General features: G+C 57.9%; 21 protein-coding genes. 9 read left to right on the top strand and 12 right to left on the bottom strand.

Annotation, left to right across the window (positions count from 1 at the left end):
- Window positions 1-20: 20 nt before the first annotated feature.
- From SJY29_RS06990 to SJY29_RS06945, 10 genes are all read right to left on the bottom strand, one after another.
- Window positions 21-2,483, bottom strand: coding sequence for a penicillin acylase family protein (locus tag SJY29_RS06990; RefSeq protein ID WP_400088185.1), 2,463 nt, complete (start codon window positions 2,481-2,483; stop codon window positions 21-23).
- Window positions 2,484-2,540: 57 nt separating this feature from the next.
- Window positions 2,541-3,842, bottom strand: a complete 1,302-nt coding sequence (locus SJY29_RS06985) for a branched-chain amino acid ABC transporter permease (protein ID WP_400088183.1) — start codon at window positions 3,840-3,842, stop codon at window positions 2,541-2,543.
- On the bottom strand, window positions 3,839-4,849 hold the full coding sequence (locus SJY29_RS06980; RefSeq protein WP_400088181.1) for a branched-chain amino acid ABC transporter permease: 1,011 nt from the start codon (window positions 4,847-4,849) through the stop codon (window positions 3,839-3,841). The genes SJY29_RS06985 and SJY29_RS06980 overlap by 4 nt, the downstream gene beginning before the upstream one ends.
- A gap of 31 nt (window positions 4,850-4,880) precedes the next feature.
- Window positions 4,881-5,219, bottom strand: coding sequence for a hypothetical protein (locus SJY29_RS06975; protein WP_400088179.1), 339 nt, complete (start codon window positions 5,217-5,219; stop codon window positions 4,881-4,883).
- 2 nt (window positions 5,220-5,221) lie between these two features.
- Window positions 5,222-5,977 carry an ABC transporter ATP-binding protein gene (locus SJY29_RS06970; RefSeq protein ID WP_400088854.1) on the bottom strand — a complete coding sequence of 252 codons (756 nt, stop codon included), beginning with the start codon at window positions 5,975-5,977 and terminating at the stop codon, window positions 5,222-5,224.
- Window positions 5,978-6,045: 68 nt separating this feature from the next.
- Complete coding sequence (locus SJY29_RS06965; RefSeq protein ID WP_172796222.1) at window positions 6,046-6,204, bottom strand: hypothetical protein; 159 nt, start codon at window positions 6,202-6,204, stop codon at window positions 6,046-6,048.
- Window positions 6,201-6,986 (bottom strand): ABC transporter ATP-binding protein, encoded by a 786-nt coding sequence (locus SJY29_RS06960; protein ID WP_110278748.1) that lies wholly within the window; start codon window positions 6,984-6,986, stop codon window positions 6,201-6,203. Before SJY29_RS06960 ends, SJY29_RS06965 begins: the two co-directional genes overlap by 4 nt.
- A gap of 95 nt (window positions 6,987-7,081) precedes the next feature.
- Window positions 7,082-8,278, bottom strand: coding sequence for an ABC transporter substrate-binding protein (locus SJY29_RS06955; protein ID WP_400088176.1), 1,197 nt, complete (start codon window positions 8,276-8,278; stop codon window positions 7,082-7,084).
- Window positions 8,279-8,437: 159 nt separating this feature from the next.
- The gene (locus SJY29_RS06950) at window positions 8,438-10,120 is read right to left on the bottom strand and encodes a DUF1963 domain-containing protein (RefSeq protein WP_400088174.1); all 1,683 of its coding nucleotides are present in this window, start codon (window positions 10,118-10,120) and stop codon (window positions 8,438-8,440) included.
- A gap of 9 nt (window positions 10,121-10,129) precedes the next feature.
- Window positions 10,130-11,131, bottom strand: a complete 1,002-nt coding sequence (locus tag SJY29_RS06945; protein WP_110278751.1) for a GlxA family transcriptional regulator — start codon at window positions 11,129-11,131, stop codon at window positions 10,130-10,132.
- A gap of 181 nt (window positions 11,132-11,312) precedes the next feature.
- Between SJY29_RS06945 and SJY29_RS06940 the strand changes: the two genes are divergently transcribed.
- A complete protein-coding gene (locus SJY29_RS06940; RefSeq protein ID WP_400088172.1) occupies window positions 11,313-12,683 on the top strand; it encodes a class II 3-deoxy-7-phosphoheptulonate synthase in 1,371 nt (456 codons plus the stop codon).
- Here the strand turns inward: SJY29_RS06940 and SJY29_RS06935 are convergent, their stop codons facing one another.
- The gene (locus SJY29_RS06935; RefSeq protein WP_400088170.1) at window positions 12,684-13,352 is read right to left on the bottom strand and encodes a PAS domain-containing protein; all 669 of its coding nucleotides are present in this window, start codon (window positions 13,350-13,352) and stop codon (window positions 12,684-12,686) included.
- 156 nt (window positions 13,353-13,508) lie between these two features.
- Here SJY29_RS06935 and SJY29_RS06930 point away from each other — a divergent pair, with 156 nt between their 5' ends.
- The 3 genes from SJY29_RS06930 to SJY29_RS06920 are packed head-to-tail and all read left to right on the top strand — an operon-like array spanning window position 13,509 to window position 15,562.
- Window positions 13,509-14,399 (top strand): YicC/YloC family endoribonuclease, encoded by an 891-nt coding sequence (locus SJY29_RS06930; protein WP_400088168.1) that lies wholly within the window; start codon window positions 13,509-13,511, stop codon window positions 14,397-14,399.
- 3 nt (window positions 14,400-14,402) lie between these two features.
- Entirely contained in the window at window positions 14,403-15,041 is a 639-nt protein-coding gene (gmk, locus tag SJY29_RS06925; protein WP_400088166.1) for a guanylate kinase, read from the top strand.
- The gene (locus tag SJY29_RS06920) at window positions 15,038-15,562 is read left to right on the top strand and encodes a gamma carbonic anhydrase family protein (RefSeq protein WP_400088164.1); all 525 of its coding nucleotides are present in this window, start codon (window positions 15,038-15,040) and stop codon (window positions 15,560-15,562) included. Before gmk ends, SJY29_RS06920 begins: the two co-directional genes overlap by 4 nt.
- On the opposite strand, the gene SJY29_RS06915 is transcribed toward SJY29_RS06920, so the two are convergent.
- Window positions 15,563-15,955, bottom strand: a complete 393-nt coding sequence (locus tag SJY29_RS06915) for a hypothetical protein (protein WP_400088162.1) — start codon at window positions 15,953-15,955, stop codon at window positions 15,563-15,565.
- Window positions 15,956-16,108: 153 nt separating this feature from the next.
- Between SJY29_RS06915 and SJY29_RS06910 the strand changes: the two genes are divergently transcribed.
- The 5 genes from SJY29_RS06910 to pstB all read left to right on the top strand — a co-directional run bounded on the left by SJY29_RS06910 (window position 16,109) and on the right by pstB (window position 22,043).
- Window positions 16,109-17,146 (top strand): sensor histidine kinase, encoded by a 1,038-nt coding sequence (locus SJY29_RS06910; RefSeq protein WP_400088160.1) that lies wholly within the window; start codon window positions 16,109-16,111, stop codon window positions 17,144-17,146.
- Window positions 17,147-17,251: 105 nt separating this feature from the next.
- Window positions 17,252-18,280, top strand: coding sequence for a substrate-binding domain-containing protein (locus SJY29_RS06905; protein ID WP_400088159.1), 1,029 nt, complete (start codon window positions 17,252-17,254; stop codon window positions 18,278-18,280).
- Between the two features lie 133 nt (window positions 18,281-18,413).
- A complete protein-coding gene (gene pstC / locus SJY29_RS06900; RefSeq protein WP_400088157.1) occupies window positions 18,414-19,895 on the top strand; it encodes a phosphate ABC transporter permease subunit PstC in 1,482 nt (493 codons plus the stop codon).
- Entirely contained in the window at window positions 19,892-21,232 is a 1,341-nt protein-coding gene (gene pstA, locus SJY29_RS06895) for a phosphate ABC transporter permease PstA (protein ID WP_400088155.1), read from the top strand. The genes pstC and pstA overlap by 4 nt, the downstream gene beginning before the upstream one ends.
- A gap of 49 nt (window positions 21,233-21,281) precedes the next feature.
- Window positions 21,282-22,043, top strand: a complete 762-nt coding sequence (gene pstB / locus SJY29_RS06890; protein ID WP_400088853.1) for a phosphate ABC transporter ATP-binding protein PstB — start codon at window positions 21,282-21,284, stop codon at window positions 22,041-22,043.
- Window position 22,044 lies beyond the last annotated feature (1 nt).

The raw sequence follows: 22,044 nt of genomic DNA, 5'->3' as shown, positions 1-22,044 counted from the left end.
CACTGCAACTCTGTGCGATCCTACTCCATAGGCCGCAACACCGTCACCCCAACCGCTGCCGCGCGCGCCAGATCGGGATCAAGTGACATCGGGATGTATTCGCCGCGCCGCCACAGCTCGCCCAGATTGTCGTAGTGCCGTGACAGCGGGTGACCGGATTGCCCTGTGGAGTTGATAAAGACCGAACTGTCGGGATCGGCGAAATCATAGACGCCGCGATAGCCTGCCGCGTGGACGTTGTGGAACGGATGCGGGTCCATGCCCGATGTCTTGGCCCGTTGCAGGGTGTGATCGCCGCCGCTGGTGGACTGGCGGATATTCACGATCCATTCAAGGATCGGGGTGTTGCCCAGTACGGGGTGGTCGTGGGTCGCCACATGGGCGTCACCCCAGCGCACGGCCTCGATCGCTTCGCCATAATTCTCGGTGATCCAGACCAGTGCATCATCCAGCGATTGCCGTGCGATATCGGTGCAGGTTTCCACCGGCGCGGACTGGATCACATCGCACCACACACTGGCCCCGTCGATATCGCGGAACACGCGTTCGATAAACACCGGCTCGACATGGGTGAACTCTTCGGCCAATGGCCCCAATTCGTCGCGGATCAGGCGTTGCTGGAATGCGCGGGTCCAGGCCGCATAGATCAGCGGCTCCGGCAGGTGTTCGTTCATCTCGCCGTTCCATGCTGACAAAAGGTCCAGCGCGATCTGGCGGCGGCGTTCGGGGGTGCCTTCGGCGGCGGCATCGCCGGTGAACCACAGATCTGCACCCATCAGGGTCGACAGCGTCCGCGCGGCAAAACTGACAGTATCAAGCTGGGTTTCAATAAAACTGTCGCGGGTATGCACCTCGCGCGCCTGCATCAGACGCCGCCAGCGGTTGATCCGTTGGGTGTCACCCCATGTGTGCGCGACGTGGAACGGAAAGGGCCGGTCGACGGTCTTGTTATTGGTGTTCCCCAAGATCCCGCCCGGCGGGTCAAGAAATTCGGGGTTGTCGCCATAGGGAAACCGTCCTTGCCAGCGGTTCTCAGGCAGATAGCCAAAGGCAGGCAGGCGGCCCTGGCTTTGATTCGCTGCATCACGGGCGGGGATGGCGCCGATCGTTTTCATGGCGATCCGGTTACGATCCGCCAGTGTCAGGTTCATAGCGGGCGCGATGAAATCCGCACCAGCGGTGATGGCCTCTTCCACGGTGCGCGCATGGTTGATGGCAAAGGCGGCAGACATAGAGGTGTCGCGATCCGACAGCGCGGTCCATGAGATCGCCGTCACATGCCCCGGCGGGGTGATGGTGCCAAGATCATACTGGCCACGCGGCATCACAGGGCCATTCGCCGTCCAGCGCAGGCGGAGCGTGACGGCAGGGGCATCCTTGATGTTGATGATACTATCGCGGGTCCGAAACGGCGCCCAGCCTGTCGGGGTGCGGTATTCTTCGGAGTTTTCGGGGTTGACCTCTTCGACCATCACGTCCTGATCATCGACATAGGCGCTTGTCAGGCCCCATCCGAGCGCGTCGCTCCGCCCGCTCAGGACAAGTGGCATGCCGGGAATGGTGCCGCCGATGATGCCACCTGTTTCAAGCTCGAGCCGTGCCAGATACCAGATGGATGGCGCGGTCAGGCCCAGATGCGGATCATTGGCCAGCAGTGTCGAGCCTGTGGCCGAGCGTGATGCGCTGGCCGCCCATGCATTGGAGGCCCCTGACAGCGGTGCGGGTTTCAGCGGCGAGAGCGGATCGTAGGCCAGCCGCATGTTGGGCGTGTAAGACGGTACACCGGGGATCAGACTTGCGTATTCGGGCAGGGCCGCAGTGGCGCTGGTGGGATCGTCGGGCAGGATATCGCGCAAGCGGTCGTTCTCAAGCAAGAGCGAGGTGCGGGCGCGCAGGACCTCATCTTCGAGGTTCGACGTCAGGTCCAGCGCCATCAGTTTCAGGATCGCAATGGAATCGGCAGGCTGCCAAGGTGCAATCGCATGATTGAAGAGCCACATTTCGGGTGCGCCACGCCCCAGCGCCCCTTTGTTCACCTCGGCCAGCCACGCATTCACGCCGCGCGCATAGGCCACCAAAGCAGCGTTGGTTTCTGCGGTCTGCACATTCACCGATGCCACGGCCGTCGTATAGAGATCAAAGCGCCGCAACACCTCATCAATGCCTAGTGTGCGTTCACCGAAGAGCTCGGACAACCGCCCTTGGGCTGTGCGCCGCAGCATTGTCATCTGCCATAGACGGTCCTGCGCGTGGGCATATCCCAGCGCGAAATAGACGTCACTGTCGGTTTCGCCGAAAATATGCGGGACATTGGCGTTATCGCGGACGATTTCGACAGGTGCCGCGATCCCCGCAACCTCGCGGTTGGCGTTGTATTCGGGCAGCGAGCGTGACGCAAAATAATAAACGAGCGCGATTGCAGCGACGCCTAGAATGATCAGGGCAGTGGCAAGCCGGATGAGCCAGCGAAAAACAAACGCCATTAGGTCCTCGGGGTGTTGTGTCTGCCCCGTTGTAGCAGGGCAGACAGCAAGGACAAGTTAGCGTTCGGGGATCAACCCGCGCGGGCTGAACCGCAGCACCAGAAGCAGCACCAGACCCATGGTCAGCAAACGCATGTGCGCAGCGGATTCGATCATCCGCTCTTTGAGCGTGCTGCCGTCTTCAAGTCCGCTGCTGAGGATATTCATCAGCCCCAGACCGAGCGGTTCCACCTGCACCCAGAGCCACCAGATGAGCATACCGCCCAGCACCGCACCAAAGTTGTTACCGGACCCGCCAACAATCACCATGACCCAGACAAGGAAGGTAAAGCGGAGCGGCTGATAGGTGCCCGGTGTCAGCTGACCATCCAGCGTGGTCATCATCGCACCCGCAATTCCGCAAATCGCAGAGCCGAGGATAAAGATCTGCAAATGCCGCTTGGTCACGTCCTTGCCCATCGCCTCGGCGGCGGTCTCGTTGTCACGGATCGCGCGCATCATGCGGCCCCATGGGCTTTTGAGTGCCTTCTGCGCCAGCCAGAGCAGGATCAGCAGGACGATGGTAAAAAGCACGGCATAGGCCATTTTCGTGTAAAGCGTTGAGGCAAGGACCGGATCAAGCCCGACGCTTGCAGCGCGTTCAATGAAAACAGGGTCCTGTTGCAGGTCGATTTCAAACGGCACCGGACGATCAAGGCCGATGACGTTTTTCACACCGCGCGCGAGCCAGTCTTCGTTCTTCATCACCGCGATGATGATTTCCGCGATGCCAAGTGTCGCGATCGCAAGGTAATCAGAGCGCAGCCCGAGTGCTGTCTTTCCGATAATCCAAGCCGCCCCGGCCGCCAACAGACCACCCACAGGCCAAGACAACAGGATTGGCAGGTTCAGACCGCCAAGGTTGCCGGTCGAGGCGGGGTTCACAGCCTCGATCGCTTCTTTCGCGGGATCGAACACAGCACGGTAGAGAAAGAAGCCGCCGACCAGGATCACGAGCGTGACAATGGTTTTCATGCGCCCCTCAAGCCGCTTTTGCGCCATGACGGCGGCAACCACGGTCAGGGCACCCAAGGCCAGACCTGCAAAAATCCGCAGACCGCCGGCCTGCCATGCCTCGGGCACAGGCTCGGTCGAGACCAGCACAGCGGCAAGACCGCCAAGGGCCACAAAACCCATGACACCGATGTTGAACAGCCCCGCAAAGCCCCATTGCAGGTTCACACCCAGCGCCATGATGGCCGAGATCAGCCCCATGTTCAGGATCAGAAGGGCCGAGTTCCAGCCTTGGATCAGGCCGGTCCCGATCAACAGGATGGCGACAAGGCCGAAGAGGGCGGTATCTTTGACTGTAGTGCTCATACGGATTGTCCCTTGAAGAGGCCCGTCGGTTTGAACAGCAGCACGATAATCAGGATCGCGAAGCTGACGGCGAATTTGTAATCGGTGGACAAAAGCTGCACCAACCCATCAGGTTCGAGGCTTTCGGGCAACAGATAGGTCAGGACCTTTTTCCACGCATAGGTAATGGTGACCTCGCTGAAGGCAATCACGAAACCACCCGCAATCGCCCCCAGCGGATTGCCCAGACCACCCACAATCGCTGCGGCAAAGATCGGCAGCAGAAGTTGGAAATAGGTGAAGGCTTTGAAAGACTTATCCAGCCCGTAAAGCACACCGGCGGTGGTGGCGAGGGCCGCGACGATCATCCAAGTAACCTTGACCACCCAATCAGGGTTGATGCCCGACAGAAGGGCAAGGTCTTCGTTATCCGAAAAGGCGCGCATGGATTTGCCGGTGCGGGTTTTATTGAGGAACCAGAACAACAGCGCCATGACGATAAAGGCCACAACGACCGTGATCGCCTGGGTCGTTTTGATCGCCAGACCTTCCTGAAGGCCGGTCATGTCGCGGAATTCACGGGCGGTGATAATGAACCGCTCGCCATCGGCAAAGTTGATGTCGCGCACGCCGATAATGAAACGCACGATGCCGTTCATTACGAACATCACGCCCATCGACACGATCACAAGGATCACCGGCGAGGCCTTTTGATCGCGGTAGAATTTGTACACGCCGCGATCAATCCCCAGCAAAAGCAGGATCGTCGCACCAATGCCGACGGGCAGGGCAAGCAGGGCGGTTGGCAGGGGTCCAAAGGTGATCCCTGCCGTCGTCAACAGGCCCGTGATCAGAATGGTGATCGCTGTGCCAAAGGCCATCGTGTCACCATGAGCAAAATTCGAGAACCGCAGGATGCCATATATCAGCGTGACACCCAGCGCGCCGATAGCAAGCTGCGCCCCGTAGGCAAGGCCCGGCACAAAAACGAAGTTCGCGAATGCGACAATCGCGTTCAGAAAATCCATAAGAAACGATCCTCGGTATTCAGAATAAAGGTCATTGCAGCACCTCGCATGTGCCCGTCATCGGCGTGACGTTGCGTGTATCGGAGTAGACGGCGCTACCATCAGGCTGCATTACAAGCACAACCTCGGCACCGTCATCCTGTGTGGTCCAGAACCCGCGGGTATCGCCGATGATGAACGGCTCTGCGGAAAACGCGGCGTCACCCATCTGCACGGTGGTAAGCTGGCGGCGGGGCGGGTCGGATGGATCCTGCGCGGGCGCAAACTGTGACGCATCAATCGCAAAAGCGACCGCCACACCGGAAAAGTCGCATCTGACGGTATCCGCACAGGCAGGCCCGGCAATCGTGGCGCAAAGAACGGCTGCCATCCTCATCCACCCAGGAAACTGCGCCGGACCTGTTCGTCCGCGAGCAGTTCTTTGCCAGTGCCAGTGTGAGCATTGCGGCCCTGTACCAGAACATAGGCTTTATCCGCAATTTCAAGTGCTTGGCGGGCGTTCTGTTCCACCATCAGAATAGGGATACCCGTCCGTGCGACCTCGATGATCCGGTCAAAAAGCTCATCCATCACGATGGGCGACACACCGGCGGTCGGTTCATCCAGCATCAGCACTTTGGGCTGTGTCATCAGCGCGCGGCCCACGGCAACCTGCTGGCGTTGACCGCCTGACAATTCACCAGCGGCCTGATTGCGCTTTTCCTTGAGGATCGGGAAAAGGTCATAGACCTGTGTCATCGTATCGCGGAAATCATCCCGCCGGATGAAGGCGCCCATCTCAAGGTTCTCTTCCACCGTCATCGACGTAAAGATGTTCGAGGTCTGCGGCACGAACCCCATGCCCTTCACAACACGCTGTTGCGGGGAGAGGTGGGTGATATCCTCGCCATCAAGGCGCACGGCACCCTGATTGACGTTCAACATGCCGAACACCGCTTTCATCGCCGTGGACTTTCCGGCACCATTCGGGCCGACAATCACGGCAATTTCGCCTTTTTCGGCGGCAATCGTGCAGGAATGCAGGATATCGGGGCCTTTTCCGTAGCCCCCTGTCATCGCATCACCGATCAGAAACGGTTCACCCGGATTGGATTGGCTGTTGCGTGCGGCGTTCTTGCCCGGCGTCATTGTGCCGCCATTGGGATTGGCGATCGACCGGTCCTTGTTGCCACGGGCGTTCTGGTAGGGATTATCGCTCACGGGGTGATGTACTCTTCAAGGAAGGGCGCATAGGTCAAAAGCGTGTCGCGCATCAGCGCCTGCTCGGTCCCATCCGCATGGTTGACATAGATGTAATAGAAGGTCGCAGCAGAGCCCAGAATGGCCCCCAGAAGAACGGTCAGTAGGAATTTCATGTCGCACTTACCTTGTCTTTGTTTTTCAACCCGGTGCCGAGATAGGCCTCGATCACCTGCTCATTGGCCTTGATTTCTTCCAAGGTCCCTTCGGCCAGGACGTGGCCTTCCGCCATACAGATCACTGGATCGCAAAGGCGACCGATGAAATCCATGTCGTGTTCAATGACGACGAATGTGTAGTTGCGTTCCTGATTCAGGCGGATGATGGCGTCGCCAATTGTGTTCAGCAGGGTGCGGTTCACACCTGCGCCGACCTCATCGAGAAAGACGATCTTGGCGTCGACCATCATGGTGCGGCCCAGTTCAAGCAGCTTTTTCTGGCCGCCAGAGAGGTTACCGGCTTTTTCTTCTTTCAGGTGATCAATCGTCAGAAACTCGATGACTTCATCGGCCTTGGCCTGCAAAGCGCGCTCTTCATTGGCGATCCGCTTGCGGCCAAACCATGTGTTCCAGAGTTTTTCGCCCGATTGGTCGCCCGGAACCATCATCAGGTTCTCGCGGACGGTCATCGAGGAAAATTCATGTGCAATCTGGAAGGTGCGCAGCAAGCCCTTGTGGAAAAGTTCGTGTGGCGGCAGACCTGTGATGTCCTCGCCATTCATGGTGATGCGGCCCGAGGTTGGTTTAAGAACACCCGCGATCACATTGAAAAGCGTTGTTTTTCCCGCACCATTGGGGCCAATCAGCCCTGTGATCGTACCTTTTTCGATTGTCAGTGTTGCGCCATCAACGGCACGAAAGCCCCCGAAGGTCTTGACCACATCTTCAACAACAATCATCGCACATCCCCTTGCGCACGGGTTTTTCCGTGTCTTGTTTTGCAAAACGGCGCGGGGGGGTAAGCCCCGCGCCGTTTCTGTGTCAAATCAACCGATTAACGGTAGTTGATTGTCGAATATACGCCGTCAGCAAATTCGATTTCCTGATAGGAACCGGCGGATTCACCGGGGCCGATCAGTTCAACTGCGGATGCACCAACATAGTCGATGTCTTCGCCAGCTGCGATCAGCTCCAGACCACGGGCCAGTTCGCCAGGCAGGATCTCGATGCCGGGTGCGTTGGCCACATCAAAGATGTGCTCTTTGTAGTCAGCCGGATCTTTCGAACCAGCCGCCTGCATCGCCAGCATGATAAGTGCCGCAGCATCGTATGATTCAGGGGCAAATGCGCCTGTCCCGTCAAAGCCTGCTTCTGCGGCCAGTTCGACAAAGATGCCTGCGCCTGCGTTATCGGTGCCGGGGTAGGCGCCGAAAGACCCGTTCAGTTCCGCACCGAAGTTGTCGTTCAGCACCGCACCAACCATGCCGTCTGGCAGGTAGAATGTGTCAAACGCGCCGCTGTCGAGGGAGGAGCGGATGATGCCGGAACCACCTTGGTCAACATAGCCTGCAACAACCAGCACCTCACCACCGGCGGATGCCAGCGCACCCACTTCGGCCGAGTAGTCGGCTTTGCCGTCTTCGTGCGCGGCAGAGATGGTGACTGTGCCGCCGGCTGCTTCAAAAGCGGCCTGGAACGCATCGGCAAGACCTTTGCCATAGTCGTTGTTTGTATATGTCAGGGCCACTTCGCTCACACCACGATCCTGAAGGATCTCGGTGATGATGACACCTTGACGTGCATCGGATGGGGCTGTGCGGAAGAACAGACCGTCATCTTCGGCTGTGGACAGGCCAGGCGATGTTGCTGATGGCGAAATCATCACAACGCCGTTGGGGCGTGCAACGTTTTGCAGGATCGCGCCGGTGACACCGGAACAGTCTGCACCCATGATTGCATCAACCGCGTCGGATGTGACCAGACGCTCGGCCGCAGCAGTCGCGGCACCGGCGTCGATACATGTGCTGTCACCACGTACGGATGTGACGGTCGCACCACCAAGCAATGTGCCGGCTGCAGTGACTTCGGCCATCGCCATTTCGGCACCAGCACCCATCGCGGGTGTGATCAATTCAAGCGGCCCGGTGAAGCCAAGGATCACGCCGATCTTTACTTCTTCAGCGTGACCAGCGGCATAGGCACCACCAGCGATCATGGCGACAGCAGAGGTCGCCAACATAAGTTTTTTCATTACTATTCTCCCAAGTTGGATTTTTTATCCTGAGTTAATTTATCAGCCGCTTTCCAAAAGGAAAGCCGGAACAACAGGATATTGTCCCTATCAATAGGTATTTGGAAGTCAAATTCACTGTTTCGGCGCAGGATGAGGCGTTTCTTGGCCCTCACTGCATTAATGGCTTTCCAGCGTCATCTCGACCGCGTCCCAGTTTTGCGCCAATAGGTCTTCTTCGCTGATCCAATACTGCACGACACCACGGTCGCCCCACATCCAGTTTACAAGCTGGTCCGAGTGCAGTTGCAGCAGTAAATGATGGTGTGTGTGCATTGACGCAGCCGAACCGATCTTGAAACCAAGCCCGAACATCTGGTGCCAACGGCCGATGTTTGCGATCCTGTAGCGCGTGTCGATATCGTCGCGCACCTCGAAAGGCAGCGTGGCATAAACCTCGGGCGGTGCATTTGCTGCGGCCACAAGGGTTGCTGTTGCTGCCTCCTGAACGCTGATCAATTCACCTTGTGTGAATTGATAAAACGGCTTGAAGCGTCCCGGCTCTGCGCCATTGTCGCGCACTTGGGCGAAATAGATTTCCAACTGTGCGGCATCCTCGGGGCTCATCCTGTCCCAAGGTTCATGTGACACGGCCCAGATGCTGACCTCATCGACAAAGGCCGAAAAAGCATCCTGATCGCGCCGGATGGTATCGACGGCGGCCTGATAGCTCGGCCCGTATCGCTGGACCCGTTTTTTGGCCTTCTGCAACGTATCCTGAATATCATCGCGCGCCAGACGCACCGACATTGTAAAACGGTAGGCCGTGTCCCAGAACCAGGGCCGCGCGAAATCCGGCAGGGTGGTACGGTAGTTCTGCGGTGAAAGCTCTCCGGCGGCCTGAAATGGCAACAGATCGCCCATGAGTTCGTGGGCGTCATCATCCCTGTTCTGGTTTGTCATCGGCAAAAGCACGAATTCGACAGGCCAGCGGGGAAAGGTGTCGGGGGCTGTTTCGCGGGCATGGCCTTTGACGTAATAGCCCCAGTCCGGCCCGTGATAGATCGGCACCAGATCCGCGGGCGGTTCGGTGGCGGTATTTCCGATCGTTGGCGAATAGATCACCTTGCCCTGACGCGGCCCGTCCGTTGCCGTATTCATAAAAAAAGACAGCGCGCCCTTTTGTGGCATACCAGTCGGTAAGAGCGGATCGGGGACTGTATCGAGGTCGATTTGTGCCAGATGATGCATCGCACGTCCGAATTCATCCCGTGGCCAGGGCGTATCCCCCAAGGTCGGCAGCCCCCCCAGCCAACTGGTCCCGCCGTAATCCACATCAAGATCGGCGCGTTGCATGCGCACCAGTGCGATCCCGGGCGTGCGCTTGAAGGTCTTGCCGCGCAGATCACGGCGGTCAATGTCAGCGGCAATCCGGTCTATTTCGTCGGGGGTCAGTTCAGGCAGGGCGTTCTTCTGGATGATCTCATGGACATGGGCGCGGAAAGCATCACCGGTTTTATGCCCCGCCAGACGCGCGAAAACGATGTAGAGCTCGTCATCCTTCAGGTCTTCGTTTTCTTCAACGGTGACCGTCGGGGCAGGGCGCGGCGGAGGGTTCGGGCGCCGCTGCTGCGGGGCACTATTGTCTTTTGGCACTTGGCGGGTGAGGGGCGCTGCCGGTACCTTGACAGCTGGTTTGCGCCGGAACACCCCAAAGGCATAAGCCGCAGCCAAGACAACCGACAAGAGGCTGAGTGCGGTTGAACGCAAATAGGCATCATTCCGGAGATGAGCATAAATCGTCAGGCCAAGCGTGGCGATCCCAAGGATAAGCAGCAGTATCTTGAGAAGCTTCAGGACCATCGCATCGGATCAACCGGGCAGCCGCGATGCATGACTGCCACGCTCACGGTAGGGCGTAGTGTCGTAATGTGATCTGTAGCATTTGGAAAAATGCGAAGGCGACGCAAACCCACAGGCCAGCGCCACATTAATCACTGTCATATCGGTCTGCATCAACAGGTTGCGCGCCTTCTGCAGGCGCAGCTCCATGTAATACCGCTTAGGGCTGCGCGCGAGGTAGCGGCGGAACAGGCGCTCAAGCTGGCGGGTGGACATGCCGACATCTCTGGCAAGGATCGCTGGACTGATCGGGTCTTCGATGTTTTGTTCCATCATTTGGATCACGCGGCTGAGTTTCGGGTGCCGCACGCCGATGCGCGTCGGGATCGACAGGCGCTGTGTGTCCTGATCGGTCCGGATCGCGGAATAGATCTGCAGGTCCGCCACCGCATTGGCCAGTTCCTCACCATGATCATCGGCGATCAGTTTGATCATCAGATCAATCGAGGCCGTGCCACCTGCGGTGGTGATCCGGTTGCCATCGACCACAAAGATCGATTTGGTGAGCTGCACTTCTTCGAACTCTTCGGCGAAGCTGTCCTGATTTTCCCAGTGGATCGTGGCCTTCTTGCCGTCAAGCAACCCCGCCTTGGCCAGCGAATAACCCGCCGTGCAAAGCCCTGCGACCGTCACACCGCGCCGCGCCTCGCGGCGTAACCAGTTCAGCAGCCGCTTGGTGGTCGCCTTCTGCACGTCAATGCCACCGCAGAGCATGATCGTATCGTCCCGCTCAAGCTCGTCCAGCCCGTGGTTGACGCGAAAGACGCAGCCGTTGGAACAGCTGATCTCGTTGCCGTCCTCACTGACAATGATCCACGAATAAAGCTCTTTTCCCGCGGTTCTGTTCGCAATGCGCAGGCTTTCGATTGCCGCCGCAAAGCTGAGCATGGTAAAATCGGCCATCAGCGCGAAGACAAACCGGCGCGGTTTGCCAATATGGTCAACATCGACGATCTGAGGGTCGGTGAGCATCGTTTTCTTTCTGGGTCGTGTATTCAGGTGCAGACATCAACAGGTTTGGCGCCGGTGGACAAGGGAAAAGTCGTCTCGGGAAGGCCGGTTCACCTGGTGCATTTTGCCATTGGCCTGCTGGTATGCACGCGCTATACGCTTCGGGCTGATAACGCTAACCGACCCTATATGGAGCAAGACGATGACTGACTGGCAAAAATCTGACTGGCGCAAAAAGCCCCGGGTCCAGATGCCTGAGTATACCGACGAAACCGCGCTGAACGCTGTTGAACGTCGTCTTGCAAGCTATCCACCACTGGTTTTTGCAGGCGAGGCCCGCAATCTGCGCAACGAGCTGGCCGCGGTCAGCCGTGGCGAGGCGTTTTTGCTGCAAGGCGGTGATTGCGCCGAAAGCTTTGCGGAATTCGGCGCGGATAGCATCCGCGACACCTTCAAGGTGATGCTGCAAATGGCGATGGTCCTGACCTATGGCGCGAAAGTGCCTGTGGTAAAGGTGGGCCGCATGGCCGGCCAGATGGCCAAGCCACGCTCTGCGCCGACCGAAACAGTCGATGGCGTCGAATTGCCTAGCTACCGTGGTGACATCATCAACGGTTTCGATTTCACACCCGAAAGCCGCATCCCCGACCCGGAGCGTATGTTGCAGGCCTATTTGCAGGCAGCGGCCACGCTGAACCTGCTGCGCGCCTTCTCCACCGGTGGTTTTGCCAATGTGCATGAAGTCCACAAGTGGACACTTGGCTTTACCGACAGCAATGAAGTGAAGAAGTATAGCGATATGGCGTCCCGTATCAGCGACACGCTGGACTTCATGGAAGCCGCCGGTTTGACGACCGAGACGAACCATGAATTGCAGACCGTGGATTTCTACACCAGCCACGAAGCATTGTTGCTCGAATATGAAGAGGCGCTGTGCCGTCTGGATTCGACCTCAGGCAAATGGCTGGCAGGCTCGGGTCACATGATCTGGATCGGTGACCGCACACGTCAGCCTGACGGGGCCCATGTGGAATTCTGCAAAGGTGTGCTGAACCCGATCGGCCTCAAGTGCGGCCCGTCGATGACGACCGGTCACCTCAAGGCGCTGATGGCCGCGCTGAACCCCAAGAACGAAGCGGGCCGTTTGACCCTGATCGCGCGCTTTGGCGCAGGGTCGGTGGGCGAGCACCTGCCGCGTCTGATCAAGGCCGTCGAGGAAGAGGGTGCCAACGTCGTTTGGACCTGTGACGCGATGCACGGCAACACGATCAAATCCTCCAGCGGTTACAAGACACGTCCGTTTGAGAGTGTTCTGCGCGAAGTGAAGGAATTCTTCGCGATCCACAACGCCGAAGGCACTGTCCCCGGCGGTGTGCATTTCGAAATGACCGGCAAGGACGTGACAGAATGCACCGGCGGTGTCCGCGCTGTGACAGACGAAGATCTTTCCAGCCGTTACCACACCGCCTGTGATCCGCGTCTGAATGCATCCCAGTCGCTCGAGCTTGCGTTCCTTGTGGCCGAAGAATTGTCTTCGCGCCGCACGGCAATGGCACAGGCAAAAGCGGGCTAATTAGCCGTTATTGACGACAAGTCTGAGGGCCGGACGTACCGCGTCCGGCCTTTCGCTTGGTGGCTTTGGAAACATCGGTGTGGGCGCAAGCCGCAAACCAATGTGGTCATGCCGAATGCGCGCCGCTTTATTGATGGTGAAGCGCCGTGGGCGACTCCCATTGTCCGGCTCAGTGACCAAAGCGCCGAGCATACGTGTGGTGTTGTCATCGCTGTCGCGCAAAGGCAGCAACAGGACCGTTCCATGCAGCGCTGGCCGCAGAATGGTGGCGGGTGAGATCAGTGGAATGCTGACGATTGCAGGCGAACTAAAGGCGGATTCCAGCAAGGTCTGCACTTGATCCTGCGCCTCCGGCAAAAAAATTGTGCTGAACGGCATGCCGCGCGCATCCATTTTCAACAGATGATGGAGCCTTTGGCCGGCAACCCGGAACCGTGCAATACCGGGGGCCACGCGCTGAAGGATGAAGGCATGGGGTAGGGCATTGTCGATCTGACTTGGTGCTACATCGTTGCGCGCCGGAAGCCGTTGGGCGTGCCGCAAGGTTTGCCAGTACTGCTCGAGGTTCTTCAATATCGGATCACGCTGCCCGCACATATCGCGGCGACGGCGTTCCGTCATTTCGTCGGAAATATCTTTACTCATAGTTACTCTTTCTTCTCCAAACACCGGAGCACTCGTTCACAAAGCTTTTCTATCAAAGTTCTGGGCTCAAATCATTTAAGAAAGTGTAAAGTGGTTAATGCCTCTCTGGCAATGCACCCCTTGCTCCGCCTTGCCGATTGGCATTAGGTGCAGGCAAACAATGACAGGTCGGTGCATCGCATGACACAATCCATGACAGCTTTCGCAAGCCGGACAGGCGCATTGGGTGCGGCCTCTTGGGCGTGGGAAATGCGCGGGGTGAACGCGCGGGGGCTGGACATACGGTTGCGGATGCCCGAGGGGATCGAGGGGTTGGAACCTGCACTGCGTGCCGCATTGGGCAAGACGCTGTCCCGCGGCAATGTCACCGTAAACCTGCGTTTGCAGCGCGACGATGTCGCGGGCGCGCTGGCCGTGGATGAAGCCTATCTTGATGAGGTGCTCAAGGCGCTGGACTTGGTGCAGGAACGTGCTTTTGCCATGGGTGTCACGCTGGGCCAGCCGACGGCGGCGGATGTGCTGACACAGCGCGGCGTGTTGATGCCTGCAAAGGCCGATGATGATGCAGCAGCCTTGGCGGCCGCATTGATCGCGGATGTGGCCCCGCTCGTTGCGGATTTCGTTGACATGCGGGCCCGCGAAGGTAGCGCGCTCGCGGCGGTGATCCGTGACCAACTGGACCAGATTGCGGCATTGACCGATGCCGCGGCCGTGGCCGCCGAGGCCCGCGCGCCGCAGGTAAAGGCCAATCTGACTGCAGCACTGCGCCGTGTGCTTGAAGACGTGGCCGAGGTTGAACCGGGGCGCGTCGCCCAAGAATTGGCATTGCTGGCCGTGAAATCGGATGTGACCGAGGAAATCGACCGCCTGAAAGCGCATGTTGCAGCGGCGCGGGCGCTGCTGGATGAACGCAAACCTGCCGGCCGGAAGCTTGATTTTCTGGCACAGGAATTCAACCGTGAAGCCAACACACTTTGCGCCAAAGCGCAGGCGGCACCGCTGACGGCCATCGGCCTTGATCTAAAGGCAGTGATCGACCAGATGCGCGAGCAGATACAGAATGTGGAGTAAGACATGACCCGACGCGGCCTTCTGATTATCCTTTCGTCGCCCTCGGGGGCAGGGAAATCCACACTGGCCGGACGGCTGCGGGCGTGGGATGACACACTGCGGTTTTCGGTGTCGGCCACAACACGCGCGCCGCGTGAGGGTGAAGAGAACGGCAAGGATTACTTCTTTGTCTCGGTGCCCGAGTTCCAGGCACAGGTTGCCGCCCAAGAGATGCTCGAACATGCGCGGGTTTTCGGGAATTACTACGGATCGCCCAAGGCCCCTGTGCAGGCAGCCATCGAAAGCGGGCGCGATGTGTTGTTTGACATCGACTGGCAAGGCGCACAGCAGATCAGCAACTCGTCGTTGCAGGAACATGTCCTGTCGATCTTTATCCTGCCGCCGTCCATCACAGAGCTTCACCGCCGTCTTGTCAGCCGTGGTCAGGATACACCCGAGGTGATCGAAGGCCGGATGCAGAAAAGCTGGGACGAGATCAGCCATTGGGACGGCTATGACTATGTGCTTGTGAATGATGATCTGGACAAGACCGAAGAGCAGCTCAAGACGATCATCAGCGCCGAGCGTCTGCGCCGCTCGCAGCAACCGCAATTGGTGGATCACGTCCGCAGCTTGCAGAGCGAATTTGGAGAAAGATCATGAGCCTTTACGCTTTGGGTGAAATCGCCCCACAGATCGCGGATGATGCCTGGGTGGCGCCGGGTTGTCACTTGATTGGCGACATTGTGCTGGAAGAAAAGACGTCTGTCTGGTTCGGCAGCACCCTGCGCGGTGACAACGAGCGGATCACGGTGGGTGCAGGGACGAATGTGCAGGAAAATACAGTGATGCACACCGATATGGGATCCCCGCTTATGATTGGGCCGGGCTGTACCATCGGCCATAAGGTCATGCTGCACGGCTGTGTGATCGGGGAAAACACCCTGATCGGTATGGGTGCCACGATCCTGAACGGGGCCGTCATCGGCCGCAACTGCCTGATCGGTGCAGGTGCGTTGATTACCGAAAACAAGGTGATCCCCGATGGCAGCCTTGTGATGGGTGCCCCGGGCAAAGTGGTGCGGGAACTGGACGCCGAGGCGATTGCCGGACTGCGGTTATCGGCCCTGCATTATCAGGAAAACGCCGCGCGATTCCGGCGTGACCTCAAGCAACTGTCCTGATTATTTCTGACAGGGTGGCGGCAGCGACAACAGGTCGAAGTCGAGCCCCTTAACTTGCGTGCGGACTTCTTTGAGGATCATGGCGACATCCGGCATATTGTCGCTAATGGCACGATACCGGCCTTGATAGCCCAATGCCACCAGCCGCTGTGCCACATCAAGCACATCAAATCCCCCTGCAAAAAGTGGCGAAAGGATCAAATCGGGATCAAATGCCTCTAGCAGTTCCTCTGTCAGATTGCACAGATCGATAAAATGCACATCCTCAAACGGAACAACCATGCGCCCCTCGGCACTCCACCGTGCCAAATTGCCGATCACCAGCGTGCGATCTGCAAGCTTGATTCTGGCCTCTGAATACGCAGCCGCAGGCTGACGCTTGGAAATCTTCATCGAAAAATCAGTAATACTAGTGTGTGAGACTATGCCTCAGTTACCCAAAATATCTTTTGCGTTTCAACTACGGATTGAAATGGAGTATCGCGATCTTATGAGGCATTTTGCCCCATGCTTTCAGAATATCGTGAAAGAGCGCAGGAACGTGTCATGACGCAAGACCAGATTGTTTCCATAATCCAAGCCTTTCCAATGCCGGTACTGGTTATTGGCCACGATGAACGTGTGCGCGCGTCAAATGCCACTGTCGATTCGATCCTCGGGCCTGATCTTTTGGACAAGCACTATATCACCGCGCTGCGCCAACCAGCGATCCTTGCCGCTATCGCCGAGACACGGCGGACCGGGGTGGGCGCATTCGTCCGCTATACCGGACGGTCAGGGTCGAAAGATGTGATTTACAGGGTAAGTGTTGCGGCGGCACAGACCGATATTGTTCTGACATTCGAGGATCAGACGGCCTCGGAGGAGGCGGGCCAAATGCGCCGCGATTTTGTCGCCAACGTCAGCCATGAGCTGCGGACACCGCTGACAGCCTTGCTGGGCTTTATTGAAACACTGAATGGCGCTGCAAAGGATGATCCGGTCGCACGGACGCGGTTTCTGGACATCATGGCACATGAAGCAAACCGGATGCGCAGGCTGGTGGATGATCTGATGTCTCTGACACGTGTGGAGGAGGACGAACGCGTGCGCCCGCGCGAAGAGGTTGAACTGGGCACGCTGCTGGCCTCGGTCATCAAAGGGTTGGAACCGCAAGCAGCAGGGGCGGGCGTCACAGTTGCCTTGGACCTGGTCGCAAGCGAGGAAACTGTGCCGGGTGATGCCGGGCAGCTGGTGCAGGTGTTTACCAATCTGGTGGAGAACGCGATTAAGTACGGGGCGACCGGAAAAGAGGTAAAAGTATCGCTGATGCCGCGCACGATGCACCAGCGCCTGCGCGCCGAGGCGGTGCAGATCACTGTGACTGACAAGGGCGAGGGCATTGCTGAACATCATCTGGCGCGCTTGACCGAACGATTCTACCGCGTCGATAATCACAGATCGCGCGAAGTCGGTGGAACCGGTCTCGGGCTTGCGATTGTGAAACACATTATCAACCGGCATCGCGGGCGCTTGACGATCGAAAGCCAGCTGGGAGAGGGGACCACCGTATCAGTTTTTCTGCCAACGGCCCGACTGTCATAAAACTTTTACATAAGTGTCACAAAAGCTTCGGGAAGGCGGCATAGACGGGCCGCGATGGTGAGGCGGCTCGCGCTTCACCGAAACCTGACAGACAGGAGTGTTTTTATGTCTCTCATGAAGCTGACCGCGACAACCGCGGTGATTGCCCTTACTGCCACCACATCTTTTGCACGTGACAACGTGCAGGTTGCCGGTTCTTCCACAGTGCTGCCCTACGCCTCGATCGTTGCCGAAGCATTCGGCGACAACTTTGATTTCCCTGCACCGGTTGTTGAATCCGGTGGTTCTTCCGCAGGCCTGAAGCGCTTCTGCGAAGGTGTTGGCGAAAACACAATCGACATTGCAAACGCATCGCGCGCAATTCGTGACTCCGAGATCGCTGCCTGCGCCGAAGCCGGTGTGACAGACATCATCGAAGTCCGCATCGGTTATGACGGCATCGTCTTTGCATCGCAGATCGACGGCCCTGCATTCACTGCATTCGAGCCTTCCGACATCTTCAACGCTCTGGCCCCGATGGTCATGGTTGACGGTGCGCTGGTTGAGAACCCGCACACAAAATGGTCCGACTTCAACGCTGATCTGCCAGATGCAGACATTCTGGCGTTTATCCCGGGCACCAAGCACGGCACACGCGAAGTGTTTGAAGAAAAAGTGATCGCTGCTGGCTGTGAAGCTACAGGTGCGATGGAAGCGATGATCGCTGGCGGCATGTCCGAAGATGACGCAGAAGATGCATGTCTTGCTGTCCGTACAGACGGTCGTTCTGTCGACATCGACGGTGACTACACCGAAACACTCGCACGTATCGACGCCAACACAAACGGTATCGGCGTGTTCGGTCTGGCATTCTATGAAAACAACACAGACAAGCTGAAAGTAGCGACAATGTCCGGTGTTGAGCCAACAACCGAAACAATCGCTGCAGGCGTCTACCCTGTTTCGCGCCCGCTGTACTTCTACATCAAGGCGGCACACATCGGTGTGATCCCCGGCCTGCAGGAGTTCGCAAGCTTCTTCATCTCTGACGAAGTTGCCGGTCCAGACGGTCCATTGGCCGCTTACGGTCTGGTGTCCGACCCGGAACTGGCCGAGACACAACAGGCTGTCATGAACAACGTGACAATGAACTAAGAGCCATCCGGCTCAGATCGGTTCCGACACTCTGTCGGGACCGATCGACCACTTTTAATAATCTATCGTTGCATTTATGCGGTGATCAGAGCCTGACACAGGCTGACCGGCAAAAGGCGCAAGGGGACACTTGATGTCAAACACACTGATCCTGCTGATTGTTCTTGTCATAGGCGTGCTTGGTTTCTTTGCAGGCCGTGTACGTGCCATGGCCGCCGCTGGCGGTGACCGCCGTAATCTGCACTCTCTGCCGAACTACTATGGGGCCAACACAGCCCTGAACGCGATTGTGCCTGCCGGTATTGCTCTGGCGGTTTGGCTGATTGTCCAGCCATTCGTAATCAACAACACAGTTTCCGGAATGATTGACCAAGAGGCAATCGCCGAGGGCAGCTCGCTCGGTCTGATCATGTCGGATGTGCGCCGCGTGGCCGAAGGGCTTGATGTGGCTGTGGCCGAAGGGGCCATGACCGAAGAGACTGCGGCAGATATGCGAACCGAATTCACCGATGTGCGCGAGCGGCTTGCCGAAGTCGGCGTTGCACTTGGTTCCGGTGTGACATCCGAAACGCTGCAGGCCGCACAGCGCTACCGCGAAATGGCGTGGACGGGAAACTGGCTCAAGACCCTTGTGGTGATCGCGATATCCATCGGTGGGCTTGCCCTGACATGGCGGCTGATCACGCGGGACTACCGTGCGCGTAATGTTGTGGAAAAAGGTGTCCTGAGCGTCCTGATTTTGGCCGCATCTATCGCGATCCTGACAACAGTCGGCATCGTCTTTTCGCTGATCTTCAACACCTATGAGTTCTTCAAGCTCTATCCGGCCGCCGACTTTTTCTTTGGTCTGAACTGGTCGCCCAGTTTCTCGGGGCGCGGCCAGTCGTCGCAACTGGGTATTCTGCCATTGCTCTGGGGTACGCTCTATATCTCGTTTATTGCTTTGCTGGTTGCAGTGCCGATCGGGCTGTTCTCTGCCATCTACCTGTCCGAATATGCGTCCAAGTCGGTGCGCGCGATCGCCAAGCCGATGCTTGAAGTGCTCGCCGGCATCCCGACGATTGTTTACGGTCTCTTCGCGCTTTTGACGGTCGGGCCGCTTCTTGTCGGGGTCTTTGGTGAAGGCGGTGCGCTTGGCGTGACGTGGATGTCAGGCGGCACCGCCGTGATGACCGCTGGTTTGGTCATGGGCATGATGCTGATCCCGTTTGTGAGTTCGTTGTCAGACGACATCATCAATGCTGTGCCACAAGCGATGCGTGACGGATCGCTGGGCCTTGGTGCCACCCATTCCGAAACAGTGCGCAAGGTGATCCTGCCTGCCGCCTTGCCTGGTATTGTGGGTGCGATCCTGCTGGCGGCCTCGCGTGCGATTGGCGAGACAATGATTGTGGTTCTGGGCGCGGGTGCTGCGGCACGGCTGTCGCTGAACCCGTTTGACGCAATGACGACGGTGACCGCCAAGATCGTGAGCCAGTTGACGGGCGATAGTGACTTTTCCTCGCCAGTGGCTTTGGTGGCCTTTGCCCTCGGGATCAGCCTGTTTGTCGTCACCCTCGGCTTGAATATTTTTGCCCTCTACATCGTCCGCAAGTACCGGGAGCAGTACGAATGACCGACGCCGCCACAGATATGCCCGAGAAAGCACCTGCGCAGACGGGGCACGGCTCACTGCTGTCAGAAAGCCCTTTGATGAAGAAACGGAACGCGGCTGAGGCGCGTTTCAAGATGTATGGCGTTGTGGCCATCACCTTTGGTCTGGCGTTCCTGATCTTTCTGACGTTCTCGATCCTGCGCAACGGCATTCCGGCCTTCACGCAAACGGTTGTGAATGTTGAATTTACGCTGACACAGGAACAGTTCGATGAGGCCGAGAGCAAGATGCTCAAGACTGCGGCCTACACAGAGATTTTTGTCAATTATATCACTGAATTGTTGCAGCAGCGCGGGCTGGACGTGGCCTTTGACGGCGATACGATCGAGCGAGTTATGGGTAAGGTTGGCGGTGACCTGCGCACATTTTACCGCGAAAACCCCGACCAGATCGGGCAAGCTGTTGATTTTGAACTGTCGGCGGCCAGCCGTGTTGACCGCTATTTGCAGGGTCAGCTGACGCGGGACATGGTTGTTGACGGGCGCTTTCTTGAAGTTGCCGACCTTGATCTGGTTGATGCACTGGCAGAAGCGGGCATCATCGGAAGCGCATTTGACTGGAATTTCATTACCGGTACGGACACCGGTGTTGATAACCCCGGCGGCGCAGGGATCGGCGCATCGGTCATCGGGTCATTCTTCATGATGCTGATCGTGCTGCTACTGTCACTGCCCATCGGGGTGGCCGCATCGATCTATCTGGAAGAATTCGCGCCCAAGAACCGGTGGACCGATTTGATCGAGGTGAATATCTCGAACCTTGCGGCAGTCCCGTCCATCGTCTTCGGTATCCTTGGCCTTGCTGTGTTTATCCAGTTTGCGCATCTGCCGCAGTCCGCGCCACTGGTTGGTGGCCTTGTGCTGACGCTGATGACGTTGCCGACAATCGTGATCTCTACACGCGCCTCGTTGAAGTCTGTGCCACCATCCATCCGCGATGCGGCACTCGGGGTAGGGGCATCCAAGATGCAATCGGTCTTTCACCATGTGCTGCCGCTGGCCATGCCCGGTATCCTGACAGGCACGATTATTGGTCTTGCGCAAGCTTTGGGTGAAACCGCGCCGCTTCTGCTCATCGGGATGGTGGGCTATGTGGCCCGCGAATATCCTGATGGTATTGCCTCGGGCCTGCTTGATCCGAACTCGGCGATGCCCGCGCAGATTTACACCTGGGCTGCGCGGTCGGACGAAGCCTTCTTTGAAAAGGCATGGGGTGGGATTATCATCTTGATGATCTTCCTGCTGACCATGAACATCATCGCAATCATCCTGCGCCGCAAATTCGAGCGCCGTTGGTAGGAGCCCAGATATGAAAGATATGATACCAGTGGACCGAAAGATGAGCACGATGCAAGATTCCAAGATCAGCGCCCGCGGCGTACAAGTCTATTACGGCGAAACACATGCCATCAAAGATGTCAGTGTCGAGATCGCCGACAATACTGTCACCGCATTTATCGGTCCGTCAGGTTGCGGTAAATCCACGTTCCTGCGCTGTATCAACCGGATGAACGACACGATCGATACCGCGCGCGTTATGGGCGATATCCTGATTGATGGCGAAGACATCTATGACCCGCGCGTTGATCCCGTACAGCTGCGCGCCAAGGTCGGCATGGTGTTTCAAAAGCCGAACCCGTTCCCGAAGTCGATCTATGATAACGTGGCTTACGGCCCCAAAATCCACGGTCTGGCCCGCAACAAGGCCGATCTGGACGAGATTGTCGAAAAATCCCTGCGCAAGGCCGCCCTTTGGGAAGAGGCCAAGGATCGTCTTGATAAGCCCGGCACGGGCCTGTCCGGCGGTCAACAGCAGCGCCTTTGCATTGCGCGGGCCATCGCCACAGCGCCTGAAGTTCTGTTGATGGATGAGCCATGTTCTGCGCTCGACCCGATTGCCACGGCACAGGTCGAGGAGCTGATCGACGAGCTGCGCCAGAGCTACTCGGTGGTGATTGTCACCCACTCGATGCAACAGGCCGCCCGTGTCAGCCAGAAAACCGCGTTTTTCCACCTTGGTAACCTGGTCGAATACGATGACACCGACAAGATTTTTACCAACCCGCAAGACCCGCGGACGGAAAGCTATATTTCCGGCCGGATCGGGTAAG

This window comes from Yoonia sp. R78084 (assembly GCF_044595625.1).
Lineage (GTDB): Bacteria > Pseudomonadota > Alphaproteobacteria > Rhodobacterales > Rhodobacteraceae > Yoonia.
This window is presented reverse-complemented; position numbering and strand designations above follow the sequence as displayed.

Excerpts from the sequence above, each read along its gene's own strand:
- SJY29_RS06990 (WP_400088185.1), bottom strand. The coding sequence starts at position 2,483 with ATGGCGTTTGTTTTTCGCTGGCTCATCCGGCTTGCCACTGCCCTGATC.
- SJY29_RS06985 (WP_400088183.1), bottom strand. The coding sequence starts at position 3,842 with ATGAGCACTACAGTCAAAGATACCGCCCTCTTCGGCCTTGTCGCCATC.
- SJY29_RS06980 (WP_400088181.1), bottom strand. The coding sequence starts at position 4,849 with ATGGATTTTCTGAACGCGATTGTCGCATTCGCGAACTTCGTTTTTGTG.
- SJY29_RS06975 (WP_400088179.1), bottom strand. The coding sequence starts at position 5,219 with ATGGCAGCCGTTCTTTGCGCCACGATTGCCGGGCCTGCCTGTGCGGAT.
- SJY29_RS06970 (WP_400088854.1), bottom strand. The coding sequence starts at position 5,977 with ATGACGCCGGGCAAGAACGCCGCACGCAACAGCCAATCCAATCCGGGT.
- SJY29_RS06965 (WP_172796222.1), bottom strand. The coding sequence starts at position 6,204 with ATGAAATTCCTACTGACCGTTCTTCTGGGGGCCATTCTGGGCTCTGCT.
- SJY29_RS06960 (WP_110278748.1), bottom strand. The coding sequence starts at position 6,986 with ATGATTGTTGTTGAAGATGTGGTCAAGACCTTCGGGGGCTTTCGTGCC.
- SJY29_RS06955 (WP_400088176.1), bottom strand. The coding sequence starts at position 8,278 with ATGAAAAAACTTATGTTGGCGACCTCTGCTGTCGCCATGATCGCTGGT.
- SJY29_RS06950 (WP_400088174.1), bottom strand. The coding sequence starts at position 10,120 with ATGGTCCTGAAGCTTCTCAAGATACTGCTGCTTATCCTTGGGATCGCC.
- SJY29_RS06945 (WP_110278751.1), bottom strand. The coding sequence starts at position 11,131 with ATGCTCACCGACCCTCAGATCGTCGATGTTGACCATATTGGCAAACCG.
- SJY29_RS06940 (WP_400088172.1), top strand. The coding sequence starts at position 11,313 with ATGACTGACTGGCAAAAATCTGACTGGCGCAAAAAGCCCCGGGTCCAG.
- SJY29_RS06930 (WP_400088168.1), top strand. The coding sequence starts at position 13,509 with ATGACACAATCCATGACAGCTTTCGCAAGCCGGACAGGCGCATTGGGT.
- gmk (WP_400088166.1), top strand. The coding sequence starts at position 14,403 with ATGACCCGACGCGGCCTTCTGATTATCCTTTCGTCGCCCTCGGGGGCA.
- SJY29_RS06920 (WP_400088164.1), top strand. The coding sequence starts at position 15,038 with ATGAGCCTTTACGCTTTGGGTGAAATCGCCCCACAGATCGCGGATGAT.
- SJY29_RS06915 (WP_400088162.1), bottom strand. The coding sequence starts at position 15,955 with ATGAAGATTTCCAAGCGTCAGCCTGCGGCTGCGTATTCAGAGGCCAGA.
- SJY29_RS06910 (WP_400088160.1), top strand. The coding sequence starts at position 16,109 with ATGACGCAAGACCAGATTGTTTCCATAATCCAAGCCTTTCCAATGCCG.
- SJY29_RS06905 (WP_400088159.1), top strand. The coding sequence starts at position 17,252 with ATGTCTCTCATGAAGCTGACCGCGACAACCGCGGTGATTGCCCTTACT.
- pstC (WP_400088157.1), top strand. The coding sequence starts at position 18,414 with ATGTCAAACACACTGATCCTGCTGATTGTTCTTGTCATAGGCGTGCTT.
- pstA (WP_400088155.1), top strand. The coding sequence starts at position 19,892 with ATGACCGACGCCGCCACAGATATGCCCGAGAAAGCACCTGCGCAGACG.
- pstB (WP_400088853.1), top strand. The coding sequence starts at position 21,282 with ATGCAAGATTCCAAGATCAGCGCCCGCGGCGTACAAGTCTATTACGGC.